Origin of the sequence: Pseudomonas sp. RIT288 (assembly GCF_000631985.1) — a bacterium.
Classification (GTDB): Bacteria; Pseudomonadota; Gammaproteobacteria; order Pseudomonadales; family Pseudomonadaceae; genus Aquipseudomonas.
The window spans coordinates 503,031-523,823 of the sequence record NZ_JFYN01000012.1; the positions used below are offsets into that span (position 1 = coordinate 503,031).

Annotated in this window: 23 protein-coding genes; 16 read left to right on the forward strand and 7 right to left on the reverse strand. The window is 59.9% G+C overall.

The window, feature by feature from the left end:
• Nucleotides 1-92: 92 nt before the first annotated feature.
• Nucleotides 93-947 (forward strand): D-hexose-6-phosphate mutarotase, encoded by an 855-nt coding sequence (locus BW33_RS13850; RefSeq protein ID WP_007969321.1) that lies wholly within the window; start codon nt 93-95, stop codon nt 945-947.
• Between the two features lie 97 nt (nt 948-1,044).
• Here the strand turns inward: BW33_RS13850 and BW33_RS13855 are convergent, their stop codons facing one another.
• On the reverse strand, nt 1,045-1,905 hold the full coding sequence (locus BW33_RS13855) for a MurR/RpiR family transcriptional regulator (protein WP_169842436.1): 861 nt from the start codon (nt 1,903-1,905) through the stop codon (nt 1,045-1,047).
• Nucleotides 1,906-2,131: 226 nt separating this feature from the next.
• Between BW33_RS13855 and zwf the strand changes: the two genes are divergently transcribed.
• From zwf to BW33_RS13875, 4 genes are all read left to right on the forward strand, one after another.
• Nucleotides 2,132-3,598, forward strand: a complete 1,467-nt coding sequence (gene zwf, locus BW33_RS13860; protein WP_047599570.1) for a glucose-6-phosphate dehydrogenase — start codon at nt 2,132-2,134, stop codon at nt 3,596-3,598.
• Nucleotides 3,585-4,298, forward strand: coding sequence for a 6-phosphogluconolactonase (pgl, locus tag BW33_RS13865; RefSeq protein WP_047599571.1), 714 nt, complete (start codon nt 3,585-3,587; stop codon nt 4,296-4,298). Before zwf ends, pgl begins: the two co-directional genes overlap by 14 nt.
• A gap of 17 nt (nt 4,299-4,315) precedes the next feature.
• Complete coding sequence (locus tag BW33_RS13870) at nt 4,316-4,981, forward strand: bifunctional 4-hydroxy-2-oxoglutarate aldolase/2-dehydro-3-deoxy-phosphogluconate aldolase (protein WP_007969324.1); 666 nt, start codon at nt 4,316-4,318, stop codon at nt 4,979-4,981.
• A 270-nt stretch (nt 4,982-5,251) separates the two neighbouring features.
• Nucleotides 5,252-5,977 carry an intradiol ring-cleavage dioxygenase gene (locus tag BW33_RS13875; protein WP_047599573.1) on the forward strand — a complete coding sequence of 242 codons (726 nt, stop codon included), beginning with the start codon at nt 5,252-5,254 and terminating at the stop codon, nt 5,975-5,977.
• Between the two features lie 5 nt (nt 5,978-5,982).
• Here BW33_RS13875 and BW33_RS13880 read toward each other — a convergent pair whose 3' ends face one another.
• A complete protein-coding gene (locus BW33_RS13880) occupies nt 5,983-7,164 on the reverse strand; it encodes an aminotransferase class V-fold PLP-dependent enzyme (protein WP_047599575.1) in 1,182 nt (393 codons plus the stop codon).
• A gap of 27 nt (nt 7,165-7,191) precedes the next feature.
• Nucleotides 7,192-7,428: a DUF3820 family protein gene (locus BW33_RS13885; protein ID WP_003227425.1), complete on the reverse strand. Its 237-nt coding sequence runs from the start codon at nt 7,426-7,428 to the stop codon at nt 7,192-7,194.
• Nucleotides 7,429-7,430: 2 nt separating this feature from the next.
• On the opposite strand from BW33_RS13885, the gene BW33_RS29875 reads away from it, so the two are divergent.
• Nucleotides 7,431-7,598 carry a hypothetical protein gene (locus tag BW33_RS29875; RefSeq protein WP_160168818.1) on the forward strand — a complete coding sequence of 56 codons (168 nt, stop codon included), beginning with the start codon at nt 7,431-7,433 and terminating at the stop codon, nt 7,596-7,598.
• A 36-nt stretch (nt 7,599-7,634) separates the two neighbouring features.
• The gene (locus BW33_RS13890) at nt 7,635-8,102 is read left to right on the forward strand and encodes a ferritin-like domain-containing protein (protein WP_047599576.1); all 468 of its coding nucleotides are present in this window, start codon (nt 7,635-7,637) and stop codon (nt 8,100-8,102) included.
• 140 nt (nt 8,103-8,242) lie between these two features.
• Here the strand turns inward: BW33_RS13890 and BW33_RS13895 are convergent, their stop codons facing one another.
• Together BW33_RS13895 and BW33_RS13900 are read right to left on the reverse strand one after the other, a co-directional pair.
• Entirely contained in the window at nt 8,243-8,713 is a 471-nt protein-coding gene (locus tag BW33_RS13895) for a MaoC family dehydratase (RefSeq protein WP_003227420.1), read from the reverse strand.
• A 43-nt stretch (nt 8,714-8,756) separates the two neighbouring features.
• On the reverse strand, nt 8,757-9,701 hold the full coding sequence (locus BW33_RS13900) for an alpha/beta hydrolase (protein WP_047599577.1): 945 nt from the start codon (nt 9,699-9,701) through the stop codon (nt 8,757-8,759).
• 241 nt (nt 9,702-9,942) lie between these two features.
• Between BW33_RS13900 and fadD2 the strand changes: the two genes are divergently transcribed.
• Both fadD2 and fadD1 read left to right on the forward strand, forming a co-directional pair.
• Nucleotides 9,943-11,631 (forward strand): long-chain-fatty-acid--CoA ligase FadD2, encoded by a 1,689-nt coding sequence (gene fadD2 / locus BW33_RS13905; RefSeq protein WP_047599579.1) that lies wholly within the window; start codon nt 9,943-9,945, stop codon nt 11,629-11,631.
• Between the two features lie 350 nt (nt 11,632-11,981).
• The gene (gene fadD1, locus BW33_RS13910; protein ID WP_047599581.1) at nt 11,982-13,679 is read left to right on the forward strand and encodes a long-chain-fatty-acid--CoA ligase FadD1; all 1,698 of its coding nucleotides are present in this window, start codon (nt 11,982-11,984) and stop codon (nt 13,677-13,679) included.
• Nucleotides 13,680-13,850: 171 nt separating this feature from the next.
• Here the strand turns inward: fadD1 and BW33_RS13915 are convergent, their stop codons facing one another.
• A complete protein-coding gene (locus BW33_RS13915; protein WP_007969330.1) occupies nt 13,851-14,228 on the reverse strand; it encodes a hypothetical protein in 378 nt (125 codons plus the stop codon).
• 196 nt (nt 14,229-14,424) lie between these two features.
• Between BW33_RS13915 and BW33_RS13920 the strand changes: the two genes are divergently transcribed.
• The 3 genes from BW33_RS13920 to def all read left to right on the forward strand — a co-directional run bounded on the left by BW33_RS13920 (nt 14,425) and on the right by def (nt 16,272).
• Nucleotides 14,425-14,616, forward strand: a complete 192-nt coding sequence (locus BW33_RS13920; RefSeq protein ID WP_027612573.1) for a CsbD family protein — start codon at nt 14,425-14,427, stop codon at nt 14,614-14,616.
• A 163-nt stretch (nt 14,617-14,779) separates the two neighbouring features.
• Entirely contained in the window at nt 14,780-15,736 is a 957-nt protein-coding gene (locus BW33_RS13925) for a YihY/virulence factor BrkB family protein (RefSeq protein ID WP_047599583.1), read from the forward strand.
• The gene (gene def, locus BW33_RS13930) at nt 15,733-16,272 is read left to right on the forward strand and encodes a peptide deformylase (RefSeq protein ID WP_047599585.1); all 540 of its coding nucleotides are present in this window, start codon (nt 15,733-15,735) and stop codon (nt 16,270-16,272) included. The genes BW33_RS13925 and def overlap by 4 nt, the downstream gene beginning before the upstream one ends.
• Before the next feature lie 129 nt (nt 16,273-16,401).
• On the opposite strand, the gene BW33_RS13935 is transcribed toward def, so the two are convergent.
• Nucleotides 16,402-16,821, reverse strand: a complete 420-nt coding sequence (locus tag BW33_RS13935) for a GNAT family N-acetyltransferase (RefSeq protein WP_047599587.1) — start codon at nt 16,819-16,821, stop codon at nt 16,402-16,404.
• A 324-nt stretch (nt 16,822-17,145) separates the two neighbouring features.
• Here BW33_RS13935 and BW33_RS13940 point away from each other — a divergent pair, with 324 nt between their 5' ends.
• From BW33_RS13940 to BW33_RS13955, 4 genes are all read left to right on the forward strand, one after another.
• Nucleotides 17,146-18,087, forward strand: coding sequence for a fatty acid desaturase (locus BW33_RS13940; protein ID WP_047599589.1), 942 nt, complete (start codon nt 17,146-17,148; stop codon nt 18,085-18,087).
• Nucleotides 18,088-18,227: 140 nt separating this feature from the next.
• Nucleotides 18,228-19,019 (forward strand): phosphate/phosphite/phosphonate ABC transporter substrate-binding protein, encoded by a 792-nt coding sequence (locus BW33_RS13945; RefSeq protein WP_047599590.1) that lies wholly within the window; start codon nt 18,228-18,230, stop codon nt 19,017-19,019.
• A 198-nt stretch (nt 19,020-19,217) separates the two neighbouring features.
• Nucleotides 19,218-19,745 carry a sigma-70 family RNA polymerase sigma factor gene (locus BW33_RS13950; protein WP_047599592.1) on the forward strand — a complete coding sequence of 176 codons (528 nt, stop codon included), beginning with the start codon at nt 19,218-19,220 and terminating at the stop codon, nt 19,743-19,745.
• Complete coding sequence (locus BW33_RS13955) at nt 19,742-20,755, forward strand: ABC transporter substrate-binding protein (protein ID WP_047599594.1); 1,014 nt, start codon at nt 19,742-19,744, stop codon at nt 20,753-20,755. The genes BW33_RS13950 and BW33_RS13955 overlap by 4 nt, the downstream gene beginning before the upstream one ends.
• Nucleotides 20,756-20,793: the final 38 nt, after the last annotated feature.

Sequence of the window (20,793 nt, forward strand, 5' to 3'; positions counted from 1 at the left end):
CTCTATGTGCGCATATTTGCGGACAGCCAAGGCTGTCCGCTTTTTTTTGAGGGTGGCGCAACCCATGACAGTCGAATTCGGAACCGTGGCCAATGCATGAGCATCCGCTGCAACGCTTCTTCAAATCCCTGCGCGAGCGACCGGTGTTCGCCTGGGAGCGCTATCAGATGCGCGATGTGCTGGTGATCGATCATCCGCTGTGTCAGGCGGTGTTCAGTCGGCAGGGTGCGCAGTTGCTGCACTTTCAGCCACGCGGGCAGAAACCGTGGTTGTGGTGTGCGGCGAAGTGGCCGCACGTTGGCGCCATTCGCGGTGGTGTGCCGGTGTGCTGGCCGTGGTATGGCCGTCATCCGAGCGAAAACGCCTGGCCGTCCCATGGCTGGGCGCGACTGCTTGACTGGAAGTTGCTCGACAGCAGCAGCGCCGAAGATGGCGTACGCCTGCACTGGCAATTGCAGTTGTGCGACTGGCAGGTCGACCTGCATGCGCACCTGGGCGAGCGCATGGAATTGCGCCTGAGCACCGAGCATCAGGACGACATGCCGTGCCAGTTGAGCCAGGCTTTGCACGCTTACTGGCGTATTGGCGATGTCGGTGAGATAGCGCTGTCTGGCCTCGAAGGTGCGCAGGGTTACGACCAGTTGAGCCGCCAGTCGTGCCAGCAGGAAGGCGAGTTGCGCGTCGATGGCGGCTGTCAGCGGGTGTTCCAGCACGACGGCGAATTGCAGCTCAAGGATCACGCCTGGCAGCGCGAGTTGTGCATCGATACCGGTGACAGTGGCGACACCGTGGTCTGGCATCCAGGCTCGCGACCGTTGCTGGGCGTGAGCTGGGATGAAGTGACGGAGTTTGTCTGTGTCGAAGCGGCGGCGGGGGGCACTGACAGCTTGCATCTGGCGCCGGGGGAGAAGGCGCATTTGAGTTTGCAGGCGTGGGCGGCTGCCTGAAAATCAAAAGATCGCAGCCGGCGGCAGCTCCTGCATTGAGGTGGCGTACACATCATGTAGGAGCTGCCGAAGGCTGCGATCTTTTACGCGACGCGTCCTAATTGAACTCGTCGCCCACCGGATACCGGCTGGCATTCAAACTCTCTTTGATCTTGCGCAAATGCGGCTGGAAATCCACTCCGCGACGCAAGGTCATCCCGGTCGCCAACACATCCAGCACTGTCAACTGAATGATCCGCGAAGTCATCGGCATATAAATGTCGGTGTCTTCCGGCAGCGGAATGTTCAGGCTCAGGGTGCTGGCCTTGGCCAGCGGTGAATTCTCGGCGGTCAGGCCCAGCACCGAAGCACCGTTCTCCCGCGCGATGCGTGCCACTTCCACCAGTTCGCGGGTGCGGCCGGTGTAGGAAATGATCACGAACAGCTCGCCAGTGTGCGCCACCGAAGCAATCATTCGCTGCATCAGCACATCCGCATGCGCGGTGACGGCGAGGTTGAAACGGAAGAATTTGTGCTGCGCATCCAGCGCCACCGGCGCCGAAGCCCCGAGGCCGAAGAAGTGGATCTGCCGGGCCTGAATCAACAGGTCGACGGCGCGGCTGATCAGGTTCGGGTCGAGCGCCTGACAAGCACTGTCCAGCGAAGCGATGGCACTGCCGAAAATTTTCTGCGTGTACGCCTCGGGATTGTCATCGGCCTCCACCGCACGGCTGACATACGCCGCGCCACTGGCCAGGCTTTGCGCCAGTTGCAGCTTGAGTTCAGGGTAGCCGCTGACGCCGAACGAACGGCAGAAACGGTTGACCGTCGGCTCGCTCACCGATGCGGCCTGGGCGAGGGCGGCGATGCTGAAGCGAGTGGCCTGCTGCGGGTTGAGCAGGATCACCTCGGCGACTTTGCGTTCGGCCTTGTTCAGCTCTTCAAGGCGACTCTGGATCTGTTCCAGTAAATTTCGCACGCGGTCCATATGGAATTCCTAATTCACCTGCGCAAAGGTGCGCCGGGCTATGCAAATTGGGCCTTTGATGTGGCCCGTAACGGTGGCCTATCCTACTGGTGGCTCCGACCGACCACCACTCGGAATCTGTATTTTGCGAAAATGTTGTGGTTATTACTACATTTTCCCTTGAGTGATGCCTTGAAAAAAGGTATTTGTAGCTTAACTTGATAAAAGAACAAACATCATGCCTTCGATTACGGTTGAACCGTGCACCTTTGCCTTGTTCGGCGCTCTGGGCGATCTGGCCCTGCGCAAGCTGTTTCCTGCCCTTTATCACCTCGATGGCGCCGACCTGTTGCACGAGGACACGCGCATCATCGCGCAGGCCCGTGAACCCGGCTCCGAGCAGCAGCACCTGGCGTTCATCGCCGCCGAATTGCGCCGTTACGTCGGCAAAGAGCTGGACGAGGCCGTGGCCGAGCGCTTTCTGGCGCGCCTGAGCTACCTGCACGTCGACTTCCTCAAGGCTGAAGATTACGTGGCGCTGGCCGAAGCGGCCGGCAGCACGCAACGCATGATTGCCTACTTCGCCACACCGGCAGCGGTGTACGGCGCAATCTGCGAGAACCTGGCGAAAGTCGGTCTGGCAGAAAACACCCGCGTGGTCCTGGAAAAACCGATCGGCTCCGATCTGGAATCCTCGCGCAAAGTCAACGACGCGGTGGCGCAGTTCTTCCCGGAAAACCGCACCTACCGCATCGACCACTACCTGGGCAAAGAGACCGTCCAGAACCTGATCGCCCTGCGTTTCGCCAACAGCCTGTTCGAAACCCAGTGGAACCAGAATTACATCTCCCACGTGGAAATCACCGTGGCCGAGAAGGTCGGCATCGAAGGCCGTTGGGGCTACTTCGACAAGGCCGGCCAACTGCGCGACATGATCCAGAATCACCTGTTGCAGCTGCTGTGCCTGATCGCCATGGACCCGCCAGCCGACCTGTCCGCCGATAGCATCCGTGATGAAAAGGTCAAGGTGCTCAAGGCCCTGGCGCCGATCAGCCCGGAAGGCCTGACCACTCAAGTGGTGCGCGGTCAGTACATCGCCGGGCACAGCGAAGGCAAGTCCGTACCGGGCTACCTCGAAGAACCGAATTCCAACACCCAGAGCGACACCGAAACCTTCGTCGCCCTGCGTGCCGACATCCGCAACTGGCGCTGGGCCGGCGTGCCGTTCTACCTGCGTACCGGCAAGCGCATGCCGCAGAAGCTGTCGCAGATCGTCATCCACTTCAAGGAGCCGTCGCACTACATTTTTGCGCCGGAGCAACGCCTGCAGATCAGCAACAAACTGATCATCCGTCTGCAGCCGGACGAAGGTATTTCCTTGCGTGTGATGACCAAGGAGCAGGGCCTGGACAAGGGCATGCAACTGCGCAGCGGCCCGCTGCAACTGAATTTCTCCGACACCTGGCGCAGCGCGCGGATCCCCGATGCCTACGAGCGGTTGTTGCTGGAAGTGATGAACGGCAATCAGAACCTGTTTGTCCGTAAAGATGAAATCGAAGCCGCGTGGAAGTGGTGTGACCAACTGATCGCCGGCTGGAAAAAATCCGGTGACGCGCCCAAGCCGTATGCGGCCGGGTCGTGGGGGCCGATGAGCTCGATTGCACTGATCACGCGGGACGGGAGGTCGTGGTATGGCGATATCTGATGTGAAACTGCCTGCGGGTGTGCACGCTCACCCGTTCAAGAGCCCGGTGCTGTTGGCCGAAGGTCTGGCGCTGAACGTCGCCAAGCAGCTGAGCGATGCCATCGCCGCACGCGGCAACGCGGTGCTGGTGGTCTCTGGTGGTCGCAGCCCGGTGGCGTTTTTCCAGCACCTGGCCAAGCAGGAGCTGGACTGGTCGAAGGTCGTCGTGACCCTCGCCGACGAACGCTGGGTACCGGTTGAACACGCTGACAGTAACGCCGGCCTGCTCAAGCAGTATCTGCTCAAAGGCCCGGCCGCCAAGGCGCAGTTCCTCAGCCTCTACAGCGCGGCGGCCAACGTCGAGCAGGCTGCCGAACAAGCTGACCGCTTGCTTGCCGAATTGCCGCCGATTGACGTGCTGGTGCTGGGCATGGGCGATGACGGTCACACCGCGTCGCTGTTCCCTGACAGCCCGAACCTGACTGAAGCCTTGCAGGCTGACGGCAGCCGTCGCTGCTGGCCGATGCTGGCGCCGAGTGTGCCGCGCCAACGCCTGACCATGAGCCGCGCGCTGCTGGCTTCGGCAAAGCACAAGATTCTGTCGATTTCCGGTCAATCGAAACTGACCACCCTGAATGCCGCACTGGCATCCGACGACGTCGCGGCCATGCCGGTGCGCGCGTTTCTGCAACCTACGTTAGAGATTTACTGGTGCCCATGAGCCAAGGAACAGCCGCTATGACAACCCCATCCCCGACCGTTTCCATGGCGGACAAAGTTGCCCTGATCGACAGCCTCTGCGCCAAGGCGCGGATCCTGCCAGTGATCACCATCGCCCGTGAACAGGACGTGCTGCCATTGGCCGACGCTCTGGCCGCCGGTGGCCTGACGGCGCTGGAAGTGACCCTGCGTTCGCAGTTCGGTCTCAAGGCGATCCAGATCCTGCGTGAGCAGCGTCCGGAGCTGGTGACCGGTGCCGGTACGGTGCTCGACCGCAACATGCTCGCGGCGGCCGAAGCGGCGGGTTCGCAATTCATCGTCACCCCTGGCATTACCCGTGACCTGCTCGAAGCCAGTGTCGACAGCCCGATTCCGCTGTTGCCCGGCATCAGCAATGCCTCCGGCATCATGGAAGGCTATGGCCTGGGCTATCGCCGCTTCAAGCTGTTCCCGGCGGAAGTCAGCGGCGGCGTGGCAGCGATCAAGGCCCTCGGCGGCCCGTTCGGCGAAGTGAAATTCTGCCCGACCGGTGGCGTCGGCCCGGCCAACATCAAGAGCTACATGGCACTGAAAAACGTCATGTGCGTGGGCGGCAGCTGGATGCTCGATCCCGAGTGGATCAAGAACGGCGACTGGGCGCGCATTCAGGAATGCACCGCCGAGGCCCTGGCGCTGCTGGACTAAACGTTTTACCTGACACTTCGTTGTGTGTTCTACGGCTTTACGGTGCGCTTGGTCGGTGCACCGTTTTTTTTGCCCGAAAAAAACTTGTAGGAGCTGCCGCAGGCTGCGATCTTTTGACTTTGTTTTTTGAACCAGGATCAAAAGATCGCAGCCTGCGGCAGCTCCTACAAAGATCGTGCGGGATCACCGTTACGCTGCGATACATAGTTACCGCACAGGTCTTTGGACGTGGCGTTAACCTGCGTTCTCTTATGGAAAAGAGAACGCGTCATGGAACGAGACACTTCAACCGCATCGTCACCATCAATCTATCAGTTGGCCCCCGAGCAGATCGCCGGGCCGTACTTCCGCAATCCGAAGTTGCTGCGGCGCAACATCAGCGAGGGCGCCGAAGGCCTGCCCTTGCTGCTGCGCCTGAGCATCGTCGACGCGATGACCGGTCAACCGGTGAGCGGGGCACTGGTGGATATCTGGCATTGCAATGCACGGGGCGCCTATTCGGGGTGGAGCCGGATCAATCCGGATCTGGAGATCGACTCCGACGCCATCGGGTCGGTGCCGCGCACCGACGATGACACTTACCTGCGAGGCAGCCAGTTCTGCGATCAGCAGGGGCGGGTGCGCTTCACCACGATCTATCCGGGGTTCTATGCCGGTCGGGCGCTGCACATTCATGTGGCGGTGCGCATGGTCAGCGGCAGTGAATATCTTGAGGAGCGCAACGTGGCCTGGGTCGGTCAGCTGTATTTCCCCGAAGTGGTGTCACGCGCGGTGCTCAATGCCCGGGACTATCGTGGGCGAGCCTCGGCACCGTTGAACAACGCCGATGACAGTTACTACAGCAACATGCGCGGCGAAGATTCGACCCTGACGGTGTGGCCGATCGGCCGAGACTCTCACGAGGACGGTTTTTTCGGCCACCTGACCATCGGCATCGACACCTTTGCCGCCTCGTCGCAGATCAAGCCCGAGGACTTCGACAAGTACACCGTGTGAACCGATCAGCGCAGCTCGTTGAGTGCACGGGTCAACAACTGCATGTCAGCCGCCGTGGTGGTCAGCCCCGGTGTGATGCGGATGCTCGGCCCGCTCGCTGCGCCGTTACGCACCACGGTGAACAGGTTGTACTCGTCGAGCAGGCGCTCGACCATTGCCTGTTGATCGGCGTGGCGAGTGAAACGCATCGAGGTGATCCCGCAATACAGGCGCGGTTCGTCCGGGGTCATCACCTCGATCCCCGGCAGGTGCCGAACTGCACTGACCCACAGGTTGCGCAGGTAATTGAGTCGTGCACCTTTGGCCGCGGCACCACCGAGTGAACGGTGTTCCTCGATCACCAGCGGCAGCGACATCAGTGCCGGAATGTTCGGCGTGCTGTATGGCGTACGAGCGCGGACGTCGCTGGCAGGGAAGTGCATTTCGCCCATGTCCGGATCGATGTCGGCCAGGCGCTGCGGGGCGATGTACAGAAAGCCCAGGGTCAGCGGTGCGCCGATCCACTTGTGCAGGTTGAAACCGGCGAAGGCGATGCCCATCGCTTCGAGATTGAAGTCGATCTGGCCGAGGGCGTGAGCGCCGTCGAGGATGATGTCCACGCCATGCTGTTCCGCCAGTTCGGCGATGGCCTGCACCGGCATCACCAGGCCTGTGCGGTGGGTGACATGGGTCAGGGCCATCAACTTGAGTTTCGGATAGCGGATGAAGGTTTCGCGATAGGTCTCGAGCAGGCTGTCGAAACTCGCCGGATGCGCATGGTTGATCTCGATCACGTCGACGCCGCGATGGCGTGTCAGCCAGCGCATGGCGCCTTTGACCGTGTCGTATTCCAGGTCGCTGATCAGTACCTGATCGCCAGGTTCCAGGCGGTTGTAATTGCGGATCAGCGACTGCAGCGCATCGCTGGCGTTGCGCGTGAAAGCCACGCTCTGCGCGCGCACGCCGATCAGCTCGGCCAGTTGTGCACGGATGTCGAGGCTGTCGTGCTGCTCAAAACGCTGGCGCACATACACCGAGTTGCTGGTGTTGATCAGCTCGATGTTGCGCTGGTAGTCCTCGATCACCGTGCGCGACATGCGCCCGAAGTATCCGTTCTCCAGGTTCAGCGGGCCGGTTTGCGCTTCGTAGCGATCGGCGAAGGTTCGCCAGAACGCTTCGTCACGGGCGCGGCGGGTGTTGTCAGGCATGGTCGAGGCTCTAGGGAGGAGGGCGCTTCAGTGGCGCGGGGCAGGTTTGCCGTGTTTGGCGCGTAGCGGTTCGAGCAGGTCCGACAGGCCGTTGTGGTCGATTTCCTGCATCAGCGCCAGCAGTCCGCCGAGTTCGCCATGAGGAAAACCTTCGCGGGCAAACCAGTTCAGGTAAGGCCCCGGCAGGTCGGCAATGATCCGGCCCTTGTACTTGCCGAAAGGCATTTCACGGGTGATCAGCAGTTCAAGCTTTTCAGGATTCATCAGTGGCAATCATCTGGATTCAAAACAGTCTGGAAAATACAGGCATTCTGCATGCAGGCCAAATGACAGATCATGCAAATAACCGTGATACAGATGGTTCATTTATTTTTAACTCATTGAAAAATAACGAAAATAATCTTTTTGAAAAGCTGGCACGCACACTGCAATAACCCTTGCATCTTCAACCAACCGCAAGGAATTGAAAAATGACTGACATGAATAAAGAAGCCATCTCTGTACTCAACGACCTGATCGAAACCTGCAAGGACGGCCAGGAAGGGTTCAAGACTTGCGCTGAAGACATCAAGCACCCAGAACTCAAGACCCTGTTCGTGACCCGTTCTGCCGATTGCGCGACTGCCGCCGCTGAACTGCAGGCTGAAGTGCGTAAACTGGGCGGTGATCCGGAAACCTCCACCAGCGTCAGCGGTGACCTGCACCGTCGCTGGGTCGACGTCAAAGCCATGTTTACCGGCAAGGACGAAGAGGCTGTGCTGAACGAAGCCGAGCGCGGTGAAGACCACGCCCTGAAGGCTTACAAAGAAGCCATCGAGAAAATCAACAAGCACGGCCTGGTCGGTATTCGTGACCTGGTTGAGCGTCAGTACCACGGCGTACAACGCAACCACGACCAGGTGAAAGCCCTGCGTAATCAGGCTCGGGCTCGTTCGTAAGCGTTCGCAGGTTACAAAAAACGCCAGCGGGTCTGGCGTTTTTTTATGCGTGAGGGAAAAGCAAAAGATCGCAGCCTGCGTCAGCTCCTACCTTGGAATGCGTTCCCCTGTAGGAGCTGCCGAAGGCTGCGATCTTTTCATCAGCCGATGCTGATCGCTGGAAGCGTCGGCAGGGTCACGGTCTGCTGTTTACGCGGTGCCAGAATCTCGGCCTCGCCATCCACCACCAACTCATCGCGCTGGTTGAACACGCGAGTGGCGATGCGCACGCGAAACTTCGGCAGCTTCTCGAGGATTTCCAGGCGCACGGTCAGGGTGTCGCCAATCTTCACCGGCTTCTGAAAGCTCATCTGCTGACCGATGTAGATGGTGCCCGGCCCAGGCAGCTCGCACGCCACGGCCGCGCTGATCAGCGCACCGCTGAACATGCCGTGGGCGATGCGTTCCTTGAACATGCTGGCGGCAGCGAACTCGGCGTCCAGGTGCACCGGGTTGTGGTCGCCCGACATTGCGGCGAACAGCTGAATGTCGCGCTCTTCGACAGTCTTGCTGTAGCTGGCGGTCTGGCCGACTTCGAGGGCTTCGTAAGGGATGTTGGTAACCTGGGTCATCGGTCTTGATTCCTGTGACGGATTAAAGTGAATCCATAAAAAATTATTCGCTGCGATGAGGGCGGCGATGGCTCAGCGCCTGGTCGATCCAGGTCAGCACATCGGCAATCACTTCGTCGCGATTGGTTTCATTGAACAATTCGTGCCGCGCCTGCGGGTAGATCTTCAGTTGCAGGTTCTGGCTGCCGGCCGAGCGCAACGCTTCGGCCAGATCTGTCAGACGCTTGCCTTCGCTCACCGGATCACATTCACCGCCGATCACCAGCAGCGGCAGGCCCGGGTCGATCTGGGCGAGATTGGACGCTTTGCTGATCTGCTGCAAGCCGCCGAGCAAGTCGATCCACAATTGATTGGTGCAGCGGAAGCCGCACAACGGGTCGTGGGCATACAGATCGACCTCGACCGGGTCGCGGCTCAGCCAGTCGAACGGCGTGCGCGCCGGTTTGAATTTGTTGTTGAACGAGCCGAATGACAACCACTCGATCAGCGCACTGCGGCCCTTGCCGCCCTGGCGCAGTTTTTCCAATCGGGCGATCTGTCGCGCCGCGCCGTAGAGCGCCACCGGCTGGAAATTCGAACCGCTGAGAATCGCCCCGTGCAGGCTGGCGCTGTGATGCAGCAGGTAACCCTGAGCGAGGTAGCTGCCCATGCTGTGCCCGAGCAGGATGATCGGTACCTCGGGATGCTGCTGGCCGATGTGTTGATTGAGGCTGGCCAGATCGCCGATCACCTTGCACCAGCCGTCGTTATCGGCGAAATGCCCGAGGGTCCCGTGTTCGGCGGTCTTGCCATGGCCGCGCAGATCCGGGGCGTACACACCGTAGCCTTGTTCACAGAACGCATTCGCCAGCCGTTCATAGCGGGCGCTGTGTTCGGCCATGCCGTGGGCCAGCAGGATCACCGCCTTCAAGGGCGCGGCGGGCAGCCACTGGTTGACGAACAGGCGGCTGCGGTCACTCGCGTCCAGCCAAAAGCCTCGGTGGATCATGGCAATTCCTTTTTATCGAGCGGTAACGGCCCGCAGTCGTTGCATTGTATAGCGCGTCCGATCAGCTCACGCCACGGCAGGAAGATTCATACGATCAATGTCGCCATCGCCCATATTTGCCTCAATGGCCATAACTGCTAGTGTCCGTGAAGCTCCGCTTTTTGCTTTGTGCCCTCAGGGATAAGCGCGAAACCACAGAAAAGCGGCTCCCGGATCGATTCAGGTAAAGAGGACAAGAACAATGCAACCTGATTTCTGGAATGACAAACGCCCCGCCGGCGTACCACTGGATATCGACATGGGCGAGTTCAAGTCGGTGATCGAGGTGTTTGAGCGTTCCTGCAAGAAGTTCGCGGACCGTCCGGCCTTCAGCAATATGGGCGTGACCCTGACCTACGCTGAACTCGAGCGCTACAGCGCGGCGTTCGCCGGTTACCTGCAAGCCCACACCGATCTGGTGCCGGGGGATCGCATCGCGGTGCAGATGCCCAACGTGCTGCAATATCCGATTGCCGTGTTCGGTGCCTTGCGCGCCGGGCTGATCGTGGTCAACACCAATCCGCTGTACACCGCACGCGAAATGCGCCACCAGTTCAAGGACTCCGGTGCCCGCGCGCTGGTGTATCTGAACATGTTCGGCCAGAAGGTTCAGGAAGTGCTGCCGGACACTGACATCCAATACCTGATCGAAGCGAAGATGGGCGACATGATGCCCACCGCCAAGGGCTGGCTGATCAACACCGTGGTCAGCAAAGTGAAGAAAATGGTCCCGGACTATTCGCTGCCGCAGGCGATTTCGTTCAAGAGTGCGTTGCGCCTGGGTCGCGGCCTGGGGATCAAGCCGCTGAAAGTCGGTCTCGACGACATCGCCGTGTTGCAATACACCGGCGGCACCACCGGCCTGGCCAAGGGCGCGATGCTGACCCACGGCAACCTCGTGGCCAACATGCAGCAGGTGCGCGCGTGTCTTGCACAATTGGGGCCGGACGGCCAGCCGCTGCTGCGCGAAGGGCAGGAGGTGATGGTGGCGCCGCTGCCGCTGTACCACATCTATGCCTTCACCGCGAATTGCATGTGCATGATGGTTTCCGGCAACCACAACGTGCTGATCACCAATCCGCGCGACATCGCAGGCTTCATCAAAGAGCTGAAGAACTGGCGCTTCTCGGCGTTGCTCGGTCTGAACACGTTGTTCGTCGCGCTGATGGATCACCCGGACTTCAAGACCCTGGATTTCTCCAGCCTCAAGCTGACCAACTCCGGTGGTACCGCGCTGGTCAAGGCCACCGCCGAGCGCTGGGAGCAGATCACCGGTTGCCGCATCACCGAGGGTTACGGCCTCACCGAAACTTCGCCGGTGGCCTGTACCAACCCGTATGGCGACCAGTCGCGTCTGGGCACGGTCGGGCTGCCGGTGCCGGGTACGCTGCTGAAAGTCATCGATGACGAGGGTGTCGAGCAGCCGATGGGCGAGCGCGGCGAGTTGTGCATCAAGGGCCCGCAGATCATGAAAGGCTACTGGCACAAACCCGAAGCCACCGCTGAAGTGCTGGATGCCGAGGGCTGGTTCAAGTCCGGTGATATCGCGGTGATCGACCCGGACGGCTTCGTGCGCATCGTCGATCGCAAGAAGGACATGATCATCGTCTCCGGTTTCAACGTGTACCCCAACGAGATCGAAGACGTGGTGATGGCCCACCCGAAAGTCGCCAACTGCGCGGTGATCGGCGTGCCGGACGAGCGTTCGGGGGAGGCGGTGAAGCTGTTTGTGGTGGCGCGGGAAACCGGGGTCAGCCTCGAAGAACTCAAGGCGTACTGCAAAGAGAATTTCACCGCTTACAAAGTGCCGAAACACATCGTGCTGCGTGAGTCGTTGCCGATGACACCGGTCGGCAAGATTCTGCGGCGGGAGTTGCGCGATATCGCGTAGAAATACTGGAAGCGAAAAGATCGCAGCCTTCGGCAGCTCCTACATTGGAATTCATTCTCTGTAGGAGCTGCCGGAGGCTGCGATCTTTTGCTTTCAAGGCCCGGAAAACCGGGGCTTTCAGGGTGGTATAGGATTTTTGCTCTAAAATGACTGTTAGAAAGTCTTGAGTCATTAAAGTGACCATGGAGGCCGCTTTTGGCTCTAGTCGGCCCTCGGCAAAGCTGCTACTCTCGGCGCGCTTTGTGACTTCTCGGCCTGTAGAAAAGCCAGATTCACCAATACAAAACACACACCAATAATAATCGCATCAAATGCGGTGAAGAATTCGCGTTGCTGAGGAGTGGGCTTCCATGATCGAAGACTTTTGGAAGGATAAATACCCGGCTGGAATTGCTGCCGACATCAATCCAGACGAGTACCCGAATATTCAGGCAGTGTTGAAGCAATCCTGCCAACGCTTCGCCAACAAGCCGGCTTTCAGCAACCTGGGCAAGACAATCACCTACGGTGAACTGTACGAATTGTCCGGTGCGTTTGCCGCGTATCTGCAACAGCATACCGACTTGCAGCCCGGTGATCGAATCGCCGTGCAACTGCCCAACGTTCTGCAGTATCCGGTCGCCGTCTTCGGTGCAATCCGCGCCGGGCTGATCGTGGTCAACACCAACCCGCTGTACACCGCGCGGGAAATGGAACACCAATTCAACGACTCCGGCGCCAAAGCGCTTGTCTGCCTGGCCAACATGGCGCATCTGGCGGAAGCCGTGGTGCCGAAGACCGGGGTCAAGCACGTCATCGTCACCGAAGTCGCCGACCTGCTGCCGCCGGTCAAGCGCCTGCTGATCAACAGCGTGATCAAGTACGTGAAGAAGATGGTGCCGGCCTATCACCTGCCCAAAGCCGTCAAGTTCAACGACGTGCTGAGCAAGGGCCAGGGCCAGCCGGTGGCCGAAGCCAATCCGCACAGCAGCGATGTCGCGGTGTTGCAATACACCGGTGGCACCACCGGCGTGGCCAAGGGCGCGATGCTCACCCATCGCAACCTCGTCGCCAACATGCTGCAGTGCAAGGCGCTGATGGGCTCCAACCTCAACGAAGGCTGCGAGATCCTGATCACCCCGCTGCCGCTGTACCACATCTATGCGTTCACCTTTCATTGCATGGCGATGATGCTGATCGGCAACCACAACATCCTGATCAGCAACCCGCGCGACCTGCCGGCGATGGTCAAGGAACTGTCGAAGTGGAAGTTCAGCGGTTTCGTTGGCCTCAACACGCTGTTCGTCGCGCTGTGCAACAACGAAGGTTTCCGCAAGCTGGATTTCTCCAACCTGAAAGTCACCCTGTCCGGCGGCATGGCCCTGCAACTGGCCGCGGCCGAGCGTTGGAAAGCGGTGACCGGTTGCTCGATCTGCGAGGGTTACGGCATGACCGAAACCAGCCCGGTGGCCACGGTCAACCCGATCCAGAACATCCAGATCGGCACCATCGGCATTCCGGTGCCGTCGACCCTGTGCAAAATCATCGACGATGCCGGTGTCGAGCAGCCCATGGGCGAAATCGGCGAGCTGTGCGTCAAGGGCCCACAAGTGATGAAGGGCTACTGGCAGCGTCAGGAAGCGACCGACGAGATCCTCGACAGCGAAGGCTGGCTGAAGACCGGTGACATCGCGCTGATCCAGCCCGATGGCTACATGCGCATCGTCGATCGCAAGAAAGACATGATTCTGGTCTCCGGTTTCAACGTCTACCCGAACGAACTGGAAGACGTGCTGGCGACCTTGCCGGGCGTGTTGCAGTGCGCGGCCATCGGTGTGCCGGACGAGAAATCGGGCGAGGCGATCAAGATCTTCATCGTGGTCAAGCCGGGCGTGACCCTGACCAAGGAAACCGTGATGGAGCATATGCGCGCCAACGTTACCGGTTACAAGGTGCCGCGCTCGGTGGAATTCCGCGATGCGCTGCCGACCACCAACGTCGGCAAGATCCTGCGCCGCGAGTTGCGTGACGAAGAGCTGAAGAAGATCAAGGCCAAGTCCGCCGCCTAAAGCAAAAAGCCCCGCAAATGCGGGGCTTTTTGTTGGGTGACGAGATCCTGTGGTGAGGGGATTCATCCCCGATCGGCAGCGTAGCTGCCGCCAGTTGTTTGAGCGCAAGGATCTGGGGGGCGCTTCGCACCCCATCGGGGATAAATCCCCTCGCTACAAGGGCATCGCGGGTTACTGGCGGAACGGCGCGAAATTCACGTTGGTTCCCGCCGGACGCATGTCCTGCAGATACGAATCCTTGTCCGCACTCAATTCCAGGCTCAGCGCCGCCTTGCGCTTGCCTTCGTTGCGAATCACCAGGCCTTCGAGCTTTTCCCGCAGGAACACTGTCGGCACTTTCAGGTGCAGCAGTTCGTCGGTGGCCGGGGTGTGCATCAGCAGGTGAATCCACTCGTATTGCCCGACGGCCAGGCGCGTCACCGGCAGGTCGAACCACCAGATGTTGCGGTTGCGGTTCAATTCGGCGAAGTGGCAGTTGTTGGTGCCGAGCACAGCGCCGCCCAGTTCCTGGTTGCGACGGGCAATGGCCTGCTTTTTATCGAGTTTCATAACATTCCTGCGGGATCTGATCGTTGGCGCACCGCGCCCATAGCTGCGCATTCTCGGGGCTTGTTGGGCAAACATAAAGCCCAACCTGCATTGCACGACGAAATGAAGGGCAAAAATAAATGAAACTCGTGACAAACCCGCCCGGTCAATCATTACGTACTGACTTTTCCCCTTCAATGCACCAAGGAGAAACACCATGAGTAGCACTGGCGATAAAGTAAAAGGCATGGCCAACGAAGCCGTCGGCAACGTCAAGCAAGGCGTCGGCAAAGCAACCGACAACACCAAGCTGCAAGCCGAAGGCAAACTGCAAGAGAAGAAAGGCGAAGCCCAGCAAGCTGTCGGCAAAGCCAAAGACGCCATCAAGAAAGGTGTCGACAAGGCGTAATCCGGCCTTGAACGAAACACACGAACGGCCATCCAAGGATGGCCGTTTTTGTGTCAAAACCCGACAGCCATCCACGAAGGTCGCCAAGTAGGCTACCGTGATGTAAAAAACGGCCCCTGAGTCGCCACGACTTCAACCTGTAATGCGGCGAAAGGAGACGCGAATGATTTTTCCAGACATGAAAGGTCTGCCACTGCACCGGGTGATGGTGCGCACGGTCACTGAATTCGTCGACGACGAGATGTCGACCTATGCCTCGGCACTGGCCTACCAGATGCTGTTCTCGCTGTTCCCGTTCATTCTGTTCCTGATTGCGCTGATCGGTTTCCTGCACCTGCCGGACTTCTTCAGCTGGCTGCGCCTGCAGTCGGAACTGGTGCTGCCGCCACAGGCGCTGGAACAGGTCAACCCGGTGATTGATCAGTTGCAGCAGTCCAAGGGCGGCTTGCTTTCGGTCGGTATCGTCATCGCCCTGTACACCGCGTCTGCCGGTGTGCGGCTGATGATGAGTGCGATGAACGCCGCTTACGACGTGGTCGAGGGCCGGCCGATCTGGAAGCGTTTTCCGCTGTCGGTGTTCTACACCGTCGGCATTGCCGGCATGTTGCTGGTGGCGGCCGCACTGATGGTACTCGGGCCGCAAGTGATGGGCTGGATTGCCGCGCAGGTGGGGCTGGAGGACTTCATCGTCACGGTCTGGACGATTGCGCGCTGGCCGGTGATCGTGTTTCTGATGATGGTCGCCGTGGCATTGATCTATTACGTGATGCCCGACGTCAAACAGGAATTCCGTTTCATCACCCCGGGCTCGGTGCTGGCGGTGGTGGTGTGGATCATCGCCTCATTGGGGTTCGCGTTTTACGTCAAGACGTTCGCCAACTACAACGCGATGTATGGCAGCATCGGGGCGATCATCGTGCTGTTGCTGTATTTCTACATTTCGTCGGCGGTGCTGCTGCTCGGCGCGGAGATGAATGCGGTGATCGAACACATGTCCAGCGAGGGCAAGGACGAGGGCGAGAAAGTCCCCGGTGAACTCGATGAACATCCCAAACAACATGTCTCGGGCCTGGGGCGTGACCACTCGCTCAAGCCGGACACTGACGAAGCCCGACCATGATTCGTGAAATCCTCAAAATGGGCGACGAACGCCTGCTGCGCATCGCTCCGCCGGTGCCACCGGAGATGTTCGACAGCCCCGAACTGTGGCAACTGATCGATGACATGTTCCAGACCATGGAAAGTGTCGGTGGCGTTGGCCTAGCCGCGCCGCAGATCGGCGTCGACCTGCAACTGGTGATCTTCGGTTTCGAGCACAGCGAACGTTACCCGGACGCCGAGGCAGTGCCGCAGACGATCCTGATCAATCCGCTGATTACGCCGTTGAGTCCGCTGACGGAAGAGGGCTTTGAGGGCTGCCTGTCGGTGCCCGGCCTGCGCGGTGCGGTGGACCGGTTTCAGCAGATTCGCTACGAAGGCTTTGATCCCAAGGGCGAGCCGATCGTGCGCGTGGCGTCCGGCTTTCATGCGCGGGTGGTTCAGCACGAGTGTGATCATCTGATCGGCCGCTTGTATCCGTCGCGGATTACCGATTTCAGCAAGTTCGGTTTTACCGAAGTGATGTTCCCGGATCTCGATCCGACAATTGACGATTGATCCTGAGCCTACCTTCACTGTCCAGTGTGGGAGCGAGCCTGCTCGCGAATGCGCTCGATCAGCGATCAATTTGGTGACTGACACACCGTTTTCGCGAGCAGGCTCGCTCCCACAAGGGTATCTGTGATCTTAGATTGAATGCGGTGTCAGCCCCATCGCAATCATCGGCTTGCTCCGCGCATACCGGCTCAACCGTTCGGCCAGCGCGTAGGGCAGGGCAGGGTCGAAGCTGAAACCACGCCGCTCGTAAAACCCGCGCAAATCCGGATGGCAGAACAGCCACACCGGCTCCTGCAGATCCTTCACCGCTGCCGCGATCAACTGCCCGGCAATCCCTTGCTCACGGCAACCCGGATCGACAAACAACCCGGTCAACCAGTACCCGCCCGCCACCGGCCGCAAGCACAGCGCGGCGACGATGTCCTCACGCCGCGCCACCCACAACTGCGCATCGCGCACTGCCTTCATCGACGATTGGTGGCGGCGGTAAAACTTGTTCATCAACGGCCACAAAGGCTCGTCGAGCAGGACGTATCGGGTATCGGGCATGGGATCGGACTGGCGGCGGGCAAAGCGCCGATTATAAAAGAACGCGCGACGCGCGATAGGTGTATACCTGAGCCTACATCCCTGTGAGTGGAGTACGCATCATGTCCAAAGGTATGGATTCAAAGAAAGCCGCGAAGAAAAAACCGGCCAAGACGGCGATTGAAAAGCGTGCAGAGAAGAAAGCCAAGAAGGTCGATATTTTCGGTCATTGATCACGTCCTTCGGGAGCCCGTCCCCCGGGCCCCCGTTTCAGTGCAAAAATAATCTGCAAGATCGCTCGGCTTCGTTGCACAGAAGGGGAAGACTCCCGTTCCGAGCCACGCCATGCCGAATTACTTCGACGCCGACCATCGCCAGCAGATCGAAACCCTGCGCCAGCGCTTCACCGCCCGCACCGAGTGGCCGACGTGGCTGCTGCTGATCGGCGTGTATGGCGGCTGGTTCGCAATCATCCTCAACAGTCAGTGGCTCGGTCGCGGCTTGAGCACAATGCTGCTGATTCCGCTGCTGGTGCTGTGGCTGTCGGTGCAACATGAAATGCTGCATGGGCATCCGACCCGCTCGGTGCTTTTCAATAAAATCCTCGGCTACGCACCTTTTGCGGTGTGGTACCCGTACACGCTCTACCGAGACAGCCATCTGTTGCATCACCGCGATGAACACCTGACCGTGCCCGGCATCGATCCGGAAAGCCGTTATCTGACGGCGGTGCGTTGGCAGGGCAGTTCTTTGTTCGAACGCAGCCTGCACTGGCTGAACAAAACCGTGGTCGGGCGTTTTGCGATTGGTGCGCCGCTGGGACTACTGTCGTTGGCCGCGGAAGAACTGCAACGCCTGAAAAACCGCGAGCCTCAGGCCTGGTTGATGTGGTTGACCCACGGTGCGTTCACCGTGTTGATGCTGTGGTTTATCGCGCGCTTCAGCGTGCTGCCGGTCTGGCATTACCTGCTGCTGATCAGTGTGCCGGCACTGTCGATCGCGATGATCCGCTCCTACTATGAACACCGCCCGCACGCTCAACCGGAGCAGCGCACCGTGCTCAACGAGGCCGGCTGGCCGTGGCGCTGGCTGTTTCTGAACCTGAATTTTCATCTGGTGCATCATGATCTGCCGGGGCTGGCGTGGTACGACTTGCCGGTGGCCTATCGCATGCGCCGCGAGCAATGGCTGGCGCGCAGTGGCGGGTTTCTGGTGCAGGGTTATGGCCAGTTGTGGCGCCAGCACGGTTTGAAGCCGATCGACAGTCCGCAGCATCCTTTCCACTAATCTCAAAAACACCATAAACCCTGTAGGCCTTCGCCTGCTCGCGATAGCAGTGTGTCAATCAACGAAAAGCTTACTGACACACCGCTATCGCGAGCAGGTGAAGGCCTACAGTGGAAATTTGTTGTCCGGGAAGAATGTGTATGACCCAACACCTCACCGAACTGCTGATGTACACCGCCCCCGAGCCCATCCGCGCGGCCAACGAACGCTGGATTTCACGCATCCTCGAACACCTCGGCCACTCCCGCCTGAACGCCGCCAGCCTGTCGCTCCCCGAGCTTTGGTTGTCGCCGGATCTGCTGCTGACCCAGACGTGTGGCTATCCGCTGATGACCTCGCTGCGCGATCAGGTGCGGGTCGTCGGGCGTCCACGTTACGAACTGCCCGACGCCACTGCCGGCAATCACTGCAGCCTGATCCTCAGCCGCGCCGACGATGCGCGCAAAACCCTGGCGGACTTTCGCGGCAGCCGTGGGGTGATCAACAGCGAAGATTCCAACAGCGGCATGAACCTGTTGCGCCAGCGTCTGGCGCCATTGCACCGCAACGGGCAGTTCTTCGCCACGGTCGGCCTCAGTGGGGCGCACCGCGAAAGTCTGCGCTGGCTGCGTGAAGAGCGCGCCGATCTGGCGGCGATCGACAGCGTGACCTATGCCTGCCTCGCTCAGCATGCGCCTGAGGAAGTCAGTGGATTGCGGGTGGTGGCGCGCAGTGCGTTGAGCCCGACGTTGCCATTTATTACTGTCGCTACTGCCACTGATGAGCAGATCGAACAGTTGCGCCGGGTGATGAATCAGGCGTTGCGTGAACTGCCTGATGTGGCGCAGATCCTCGGCTTGCCTGAAGTGCTGCCCGCCAGCGAAAGCGATTATCAGATCTTGCTCGAATATCAGCGTGAGGCTGAAGAGTTGGACTACGGCCGCTTGCGTTGAAAGAACGCAGCCTGTGGCAGTTCCTACATTGGAATGCGGTCAACCTGTAGGAGCTGCCGCAGGCTGCGATCTTGTGCTCTTATATCTCCCAAAAGAATATAAAAATGAAATATTAATCTTATTAATGCATAAGGCGCCTTGCTACGATCGCGCCACCGGATCACCGGACATTCAGCGACCCCTTACCCAGGAGCCCTTATGTCCGGCGCCGACACCGCTCACTGCAATCATCTCGACGCACTGTTCCGCGCCCACTACCGCTGGCTGTGCACTTACCTGCGCCGACATCTGCACGACGCCGCAGGCGCGGAAGACATCGCTGCCGAAACCTTCGCGCAATTGCTCCAGGCACCCAGTATCACGGCGATACGCGAACCGCGCGCGATGCTTACCACGATTGCCCAACGCCTGCTCTATCAGCGCTGGCGCCGGGCGGATCTGGAGCGTCGGCATGCGCAGCAGGTCGACATCGATGCTGCCACTTCGCCTGAAGACCTCGCGCAACTGAGTCAGACCCTCAAACGCCTCGACCATAGCTTGCAACGCCTGCCGGGCAAAGTCCGCTCGACCTTTTTGCTGGCGCGGATCGATGGCCTGACTTACCCGCAAATCGCCGCCGAACTGGGCATCTCCCAGCGTTCGGTCAGCGTCTACATGAGCCGTTCCCAGGCGCTGTGCGACCGCCACAGCGCCAACCAAATCCTGACAGACAAGAGGTCCGCATGAGATCGATCAAAACCCTGCTCGGCCGTTCGTTGCTGGCGCTGAGCCTGAGCGTCGGCGCTGTTTCGGCGGCGGAAAAACCCGCGCCAATCCACTTCGGTGACATCACCTGGGAAAGCGGCAGTTTCATCACCGAAGTGCTGCGCCTGATCGTCGAGAAAGGCTACGGCTACCCGACCGATACGCTGCCGGGCAGCACCGTCAGCCTGGAAGCGGCGCTGGCTAAAAACGATATTCAGGTGATCGGCGAGGAATGGGCAGGGCGCAGTCCGGCGTGGGTCAAGGCGGCCAATGAAGGCAAGGTGTTCGGCCTCGGCGATACGGTCAAGGGCGCGACCGAGGGCTGGTGGGTGCCGGAATACGTGATCAAGGGTGACCCCGAACGCGGGATCAAACCGCTGGCCCCGGAGCTGAAATCGGTGGCCGACCTGCCGCGCTACAAGGACGTGTTCCGCGACCCGGAAGACCCGAGCCGTGGACGCTTCCTCAACAGCCCGACCGGCTGGACTTCGGAGATCGTCAACAGCCAGAAGCTCAAGGCCTATGCGCTGACCGACAGCTACGTGAACTTCCGCACCGGCTCCGGCGCGGCGCTGGATGCCGAGGTGGCGTCGTCGATCAAACGCGGCAAACCGGTGCTGTTCTACTACTGGTCGCCGACGCCGCTGCTCGGTCGATTCAAACTGGTGAAGCTCGAAGAACCGCCGTTCGATGCCGAGGCCTGGAAAACCCTGGCCGATGCCAACAACCCGAATCCCAAGGGCACCCGCTCAATGCCGGCCAGCCTGGCGATAGGCGTGTCGGCGCCGTTCAAGGCGCAGTACCCGGAGCTGGTGTCGTTCTTCGAGAAAGTCGATTTGCCGATTGATCTGCTGAACCAGACGCTGGCTGGAATGAGCGAAAAACGCCAGCCACCACGGCAGGTCGCCGAGGCGTTTTTGCGCGATCAGCCCCAGGTGTGGAAGGCGTGGGTGCCGGGGGAGGTGGCGAGCAAGGTGACGGCGGGACTTTGAGTTTCTGCCGGTTGATCTGCGTTGCTTGAACTGACGTC

What these genes read in the sequence shown, in the direction of transcription:
- BW33_RS13940 (WP_047599589.1), top strand. Translation starts at nt 17,146, where the DNA reads ATGCCGAATTACTTCGACGCCGACCATCGCCAGCAGATCGAAACCCTG.
- BW33_RS13875 (WP_047599573.1), top strand. Translation starts at nt 5,252, where the DNA reads ATGGAACGAGACACTTCAACCGCATCGTCACCATCAATCTATCAGTTG.
- def (WP_047599585.1), top strand. Translation starts at nt 15,733, where the DNA reads ATGATTCGTGAAATCCTCAAAATGGGCGACGAACGCCTGCTGCGCATC.
- BW33_RS13915 (WP_007969330.1), bottom strand. Translation starts at nt 14,228, where the DNA reads ATGAAACTCGATAAAAAGCAGGCCATTGCCCGTCGCAACCAGGAACTG.
- BW33_RS13935 (WP_047599587.1), bottom strand. Translation starts at nt 16,821, where the DNA reads ATGCCCGATACCCGATACGTCCTGCTCGACGAGCCTTTGTGGCCGTTG.
- BW33_RS13945 (WP_047599590.1), top strand. Translation starts at nt 18,228, where the DNA reads ATGACCCAACACCTCACCGAACTGCTGATGTACACCGCCCCCGAGCCC.
- BW33_RS13890 (WP_047599576.1), top strand. Translation starts at nt 7,635, where the DNA reads ATGACTGACATGAATAAAGAAGCCATCTCTGTACTCAACGACCTGATC.
- fadD1 (WP_047599581.1), top strand. Translation starts at nt 11,982, where the DNA reads ATGATCGAAGACTTTTGGAAGGATAAATACCCGGCTGGAATTGCTGCC.
- BW33_RS13870 (WP_007969324.1), top strand. Translation starts at nt 4,316, where the DNA reads ATGACAACCCCATCCCCGACCGTTTCCATGGCGGACAAAGTTGCCCTG.
- BW33_RS13850 (WP_007969321.1), top strand. Translation starts at nt 93, where the DNA reads ATGCATGAGCATCCGCTGCAACGCTTCTTCAAATCCCTGCGCGAGCGA.
- BW33_RS13925 (WP_047599583.1), top strand. Translation starts at nt 14,780, where the DNA reads ATGATTTTTCCAGACATGAAAGGTCTGCCACTGCACCGGGTGATGGTG.
- fadD2 (WP_047599579.1), top strand. Translation starts at nt 9,943, where the DNA reads ATGCAACCTGATTTCTGGAATGACAAACGCCCCGCCGGCGTACCACTG.
- BW33_RS13955 (WP_047599594.1), top strand. Translation starts at nt 19,742, where the DNA reads ATGAGATCGATCAAAACCCTGCTCGGCCGTTCGTTGCTGGCGCTGAGC.
- zwf (WP_047599570.1), top strand. Translation starts at nt 2,132, where the DNA reads ATGCCTTCGATTACGGTTGAACCGTGCACCTTTGCCTTGTTCGGCGCT.
- BW33_RS13920 (WP_027612573.1), top strand. Translation starts at nt 14,425, where the DNA reads ATGAGTAGCACTGGCGATAAAGTAAAAGGCATGGCCAACGAAGCCGTC.
- BW33_RS13950 (WP_047599592.1), top strand. Translation starts at nt 19,218, where the DNA reads ATGTCCGGCGCCGACACCGCTCACTGCAATCATCTCGACGCACTGTTC.
- BW33_RS13880 (WP_047599575.1), bottom strand. Translation starts at nt 7,164, where the DNA reads ATGCCTGACAACACCCGCCGCGCCCGTGACGAAGCGTTCTGGCGAACC.
- BW33_RS13895 (WP_003227420.1), bottom strand. Translation starts at nt 8,713, where the DNA reads ATGACCCAGGTTACCAACATCCCTTACGAAGCCCTCGAAGTCGGCCAG.
- pgl (WP_047599571.1), top strand. Translation starts at nt 3,585, where the DNA reads ATGGCGATATCTGATGTGAAACTGCCTGCGGGTGTGCACGCTCACCCG.
- BW33_RS13900 (WP_047599577.1), bottom strand. Translation starts at nt 9,701, where the DNA reads ATGATCCACCGAGGCTTTTGGCTGGACGCGAGTGACCGCAGCCGCCTG.
- BW33_RS13885 (WP_003227425.1), bottom strand. Translation starts at nt 7,428, where the DNA reads ATGAATCCTGAAAAGCTTGAACTGCTGATCACCCGTGAAATGCCTTTC.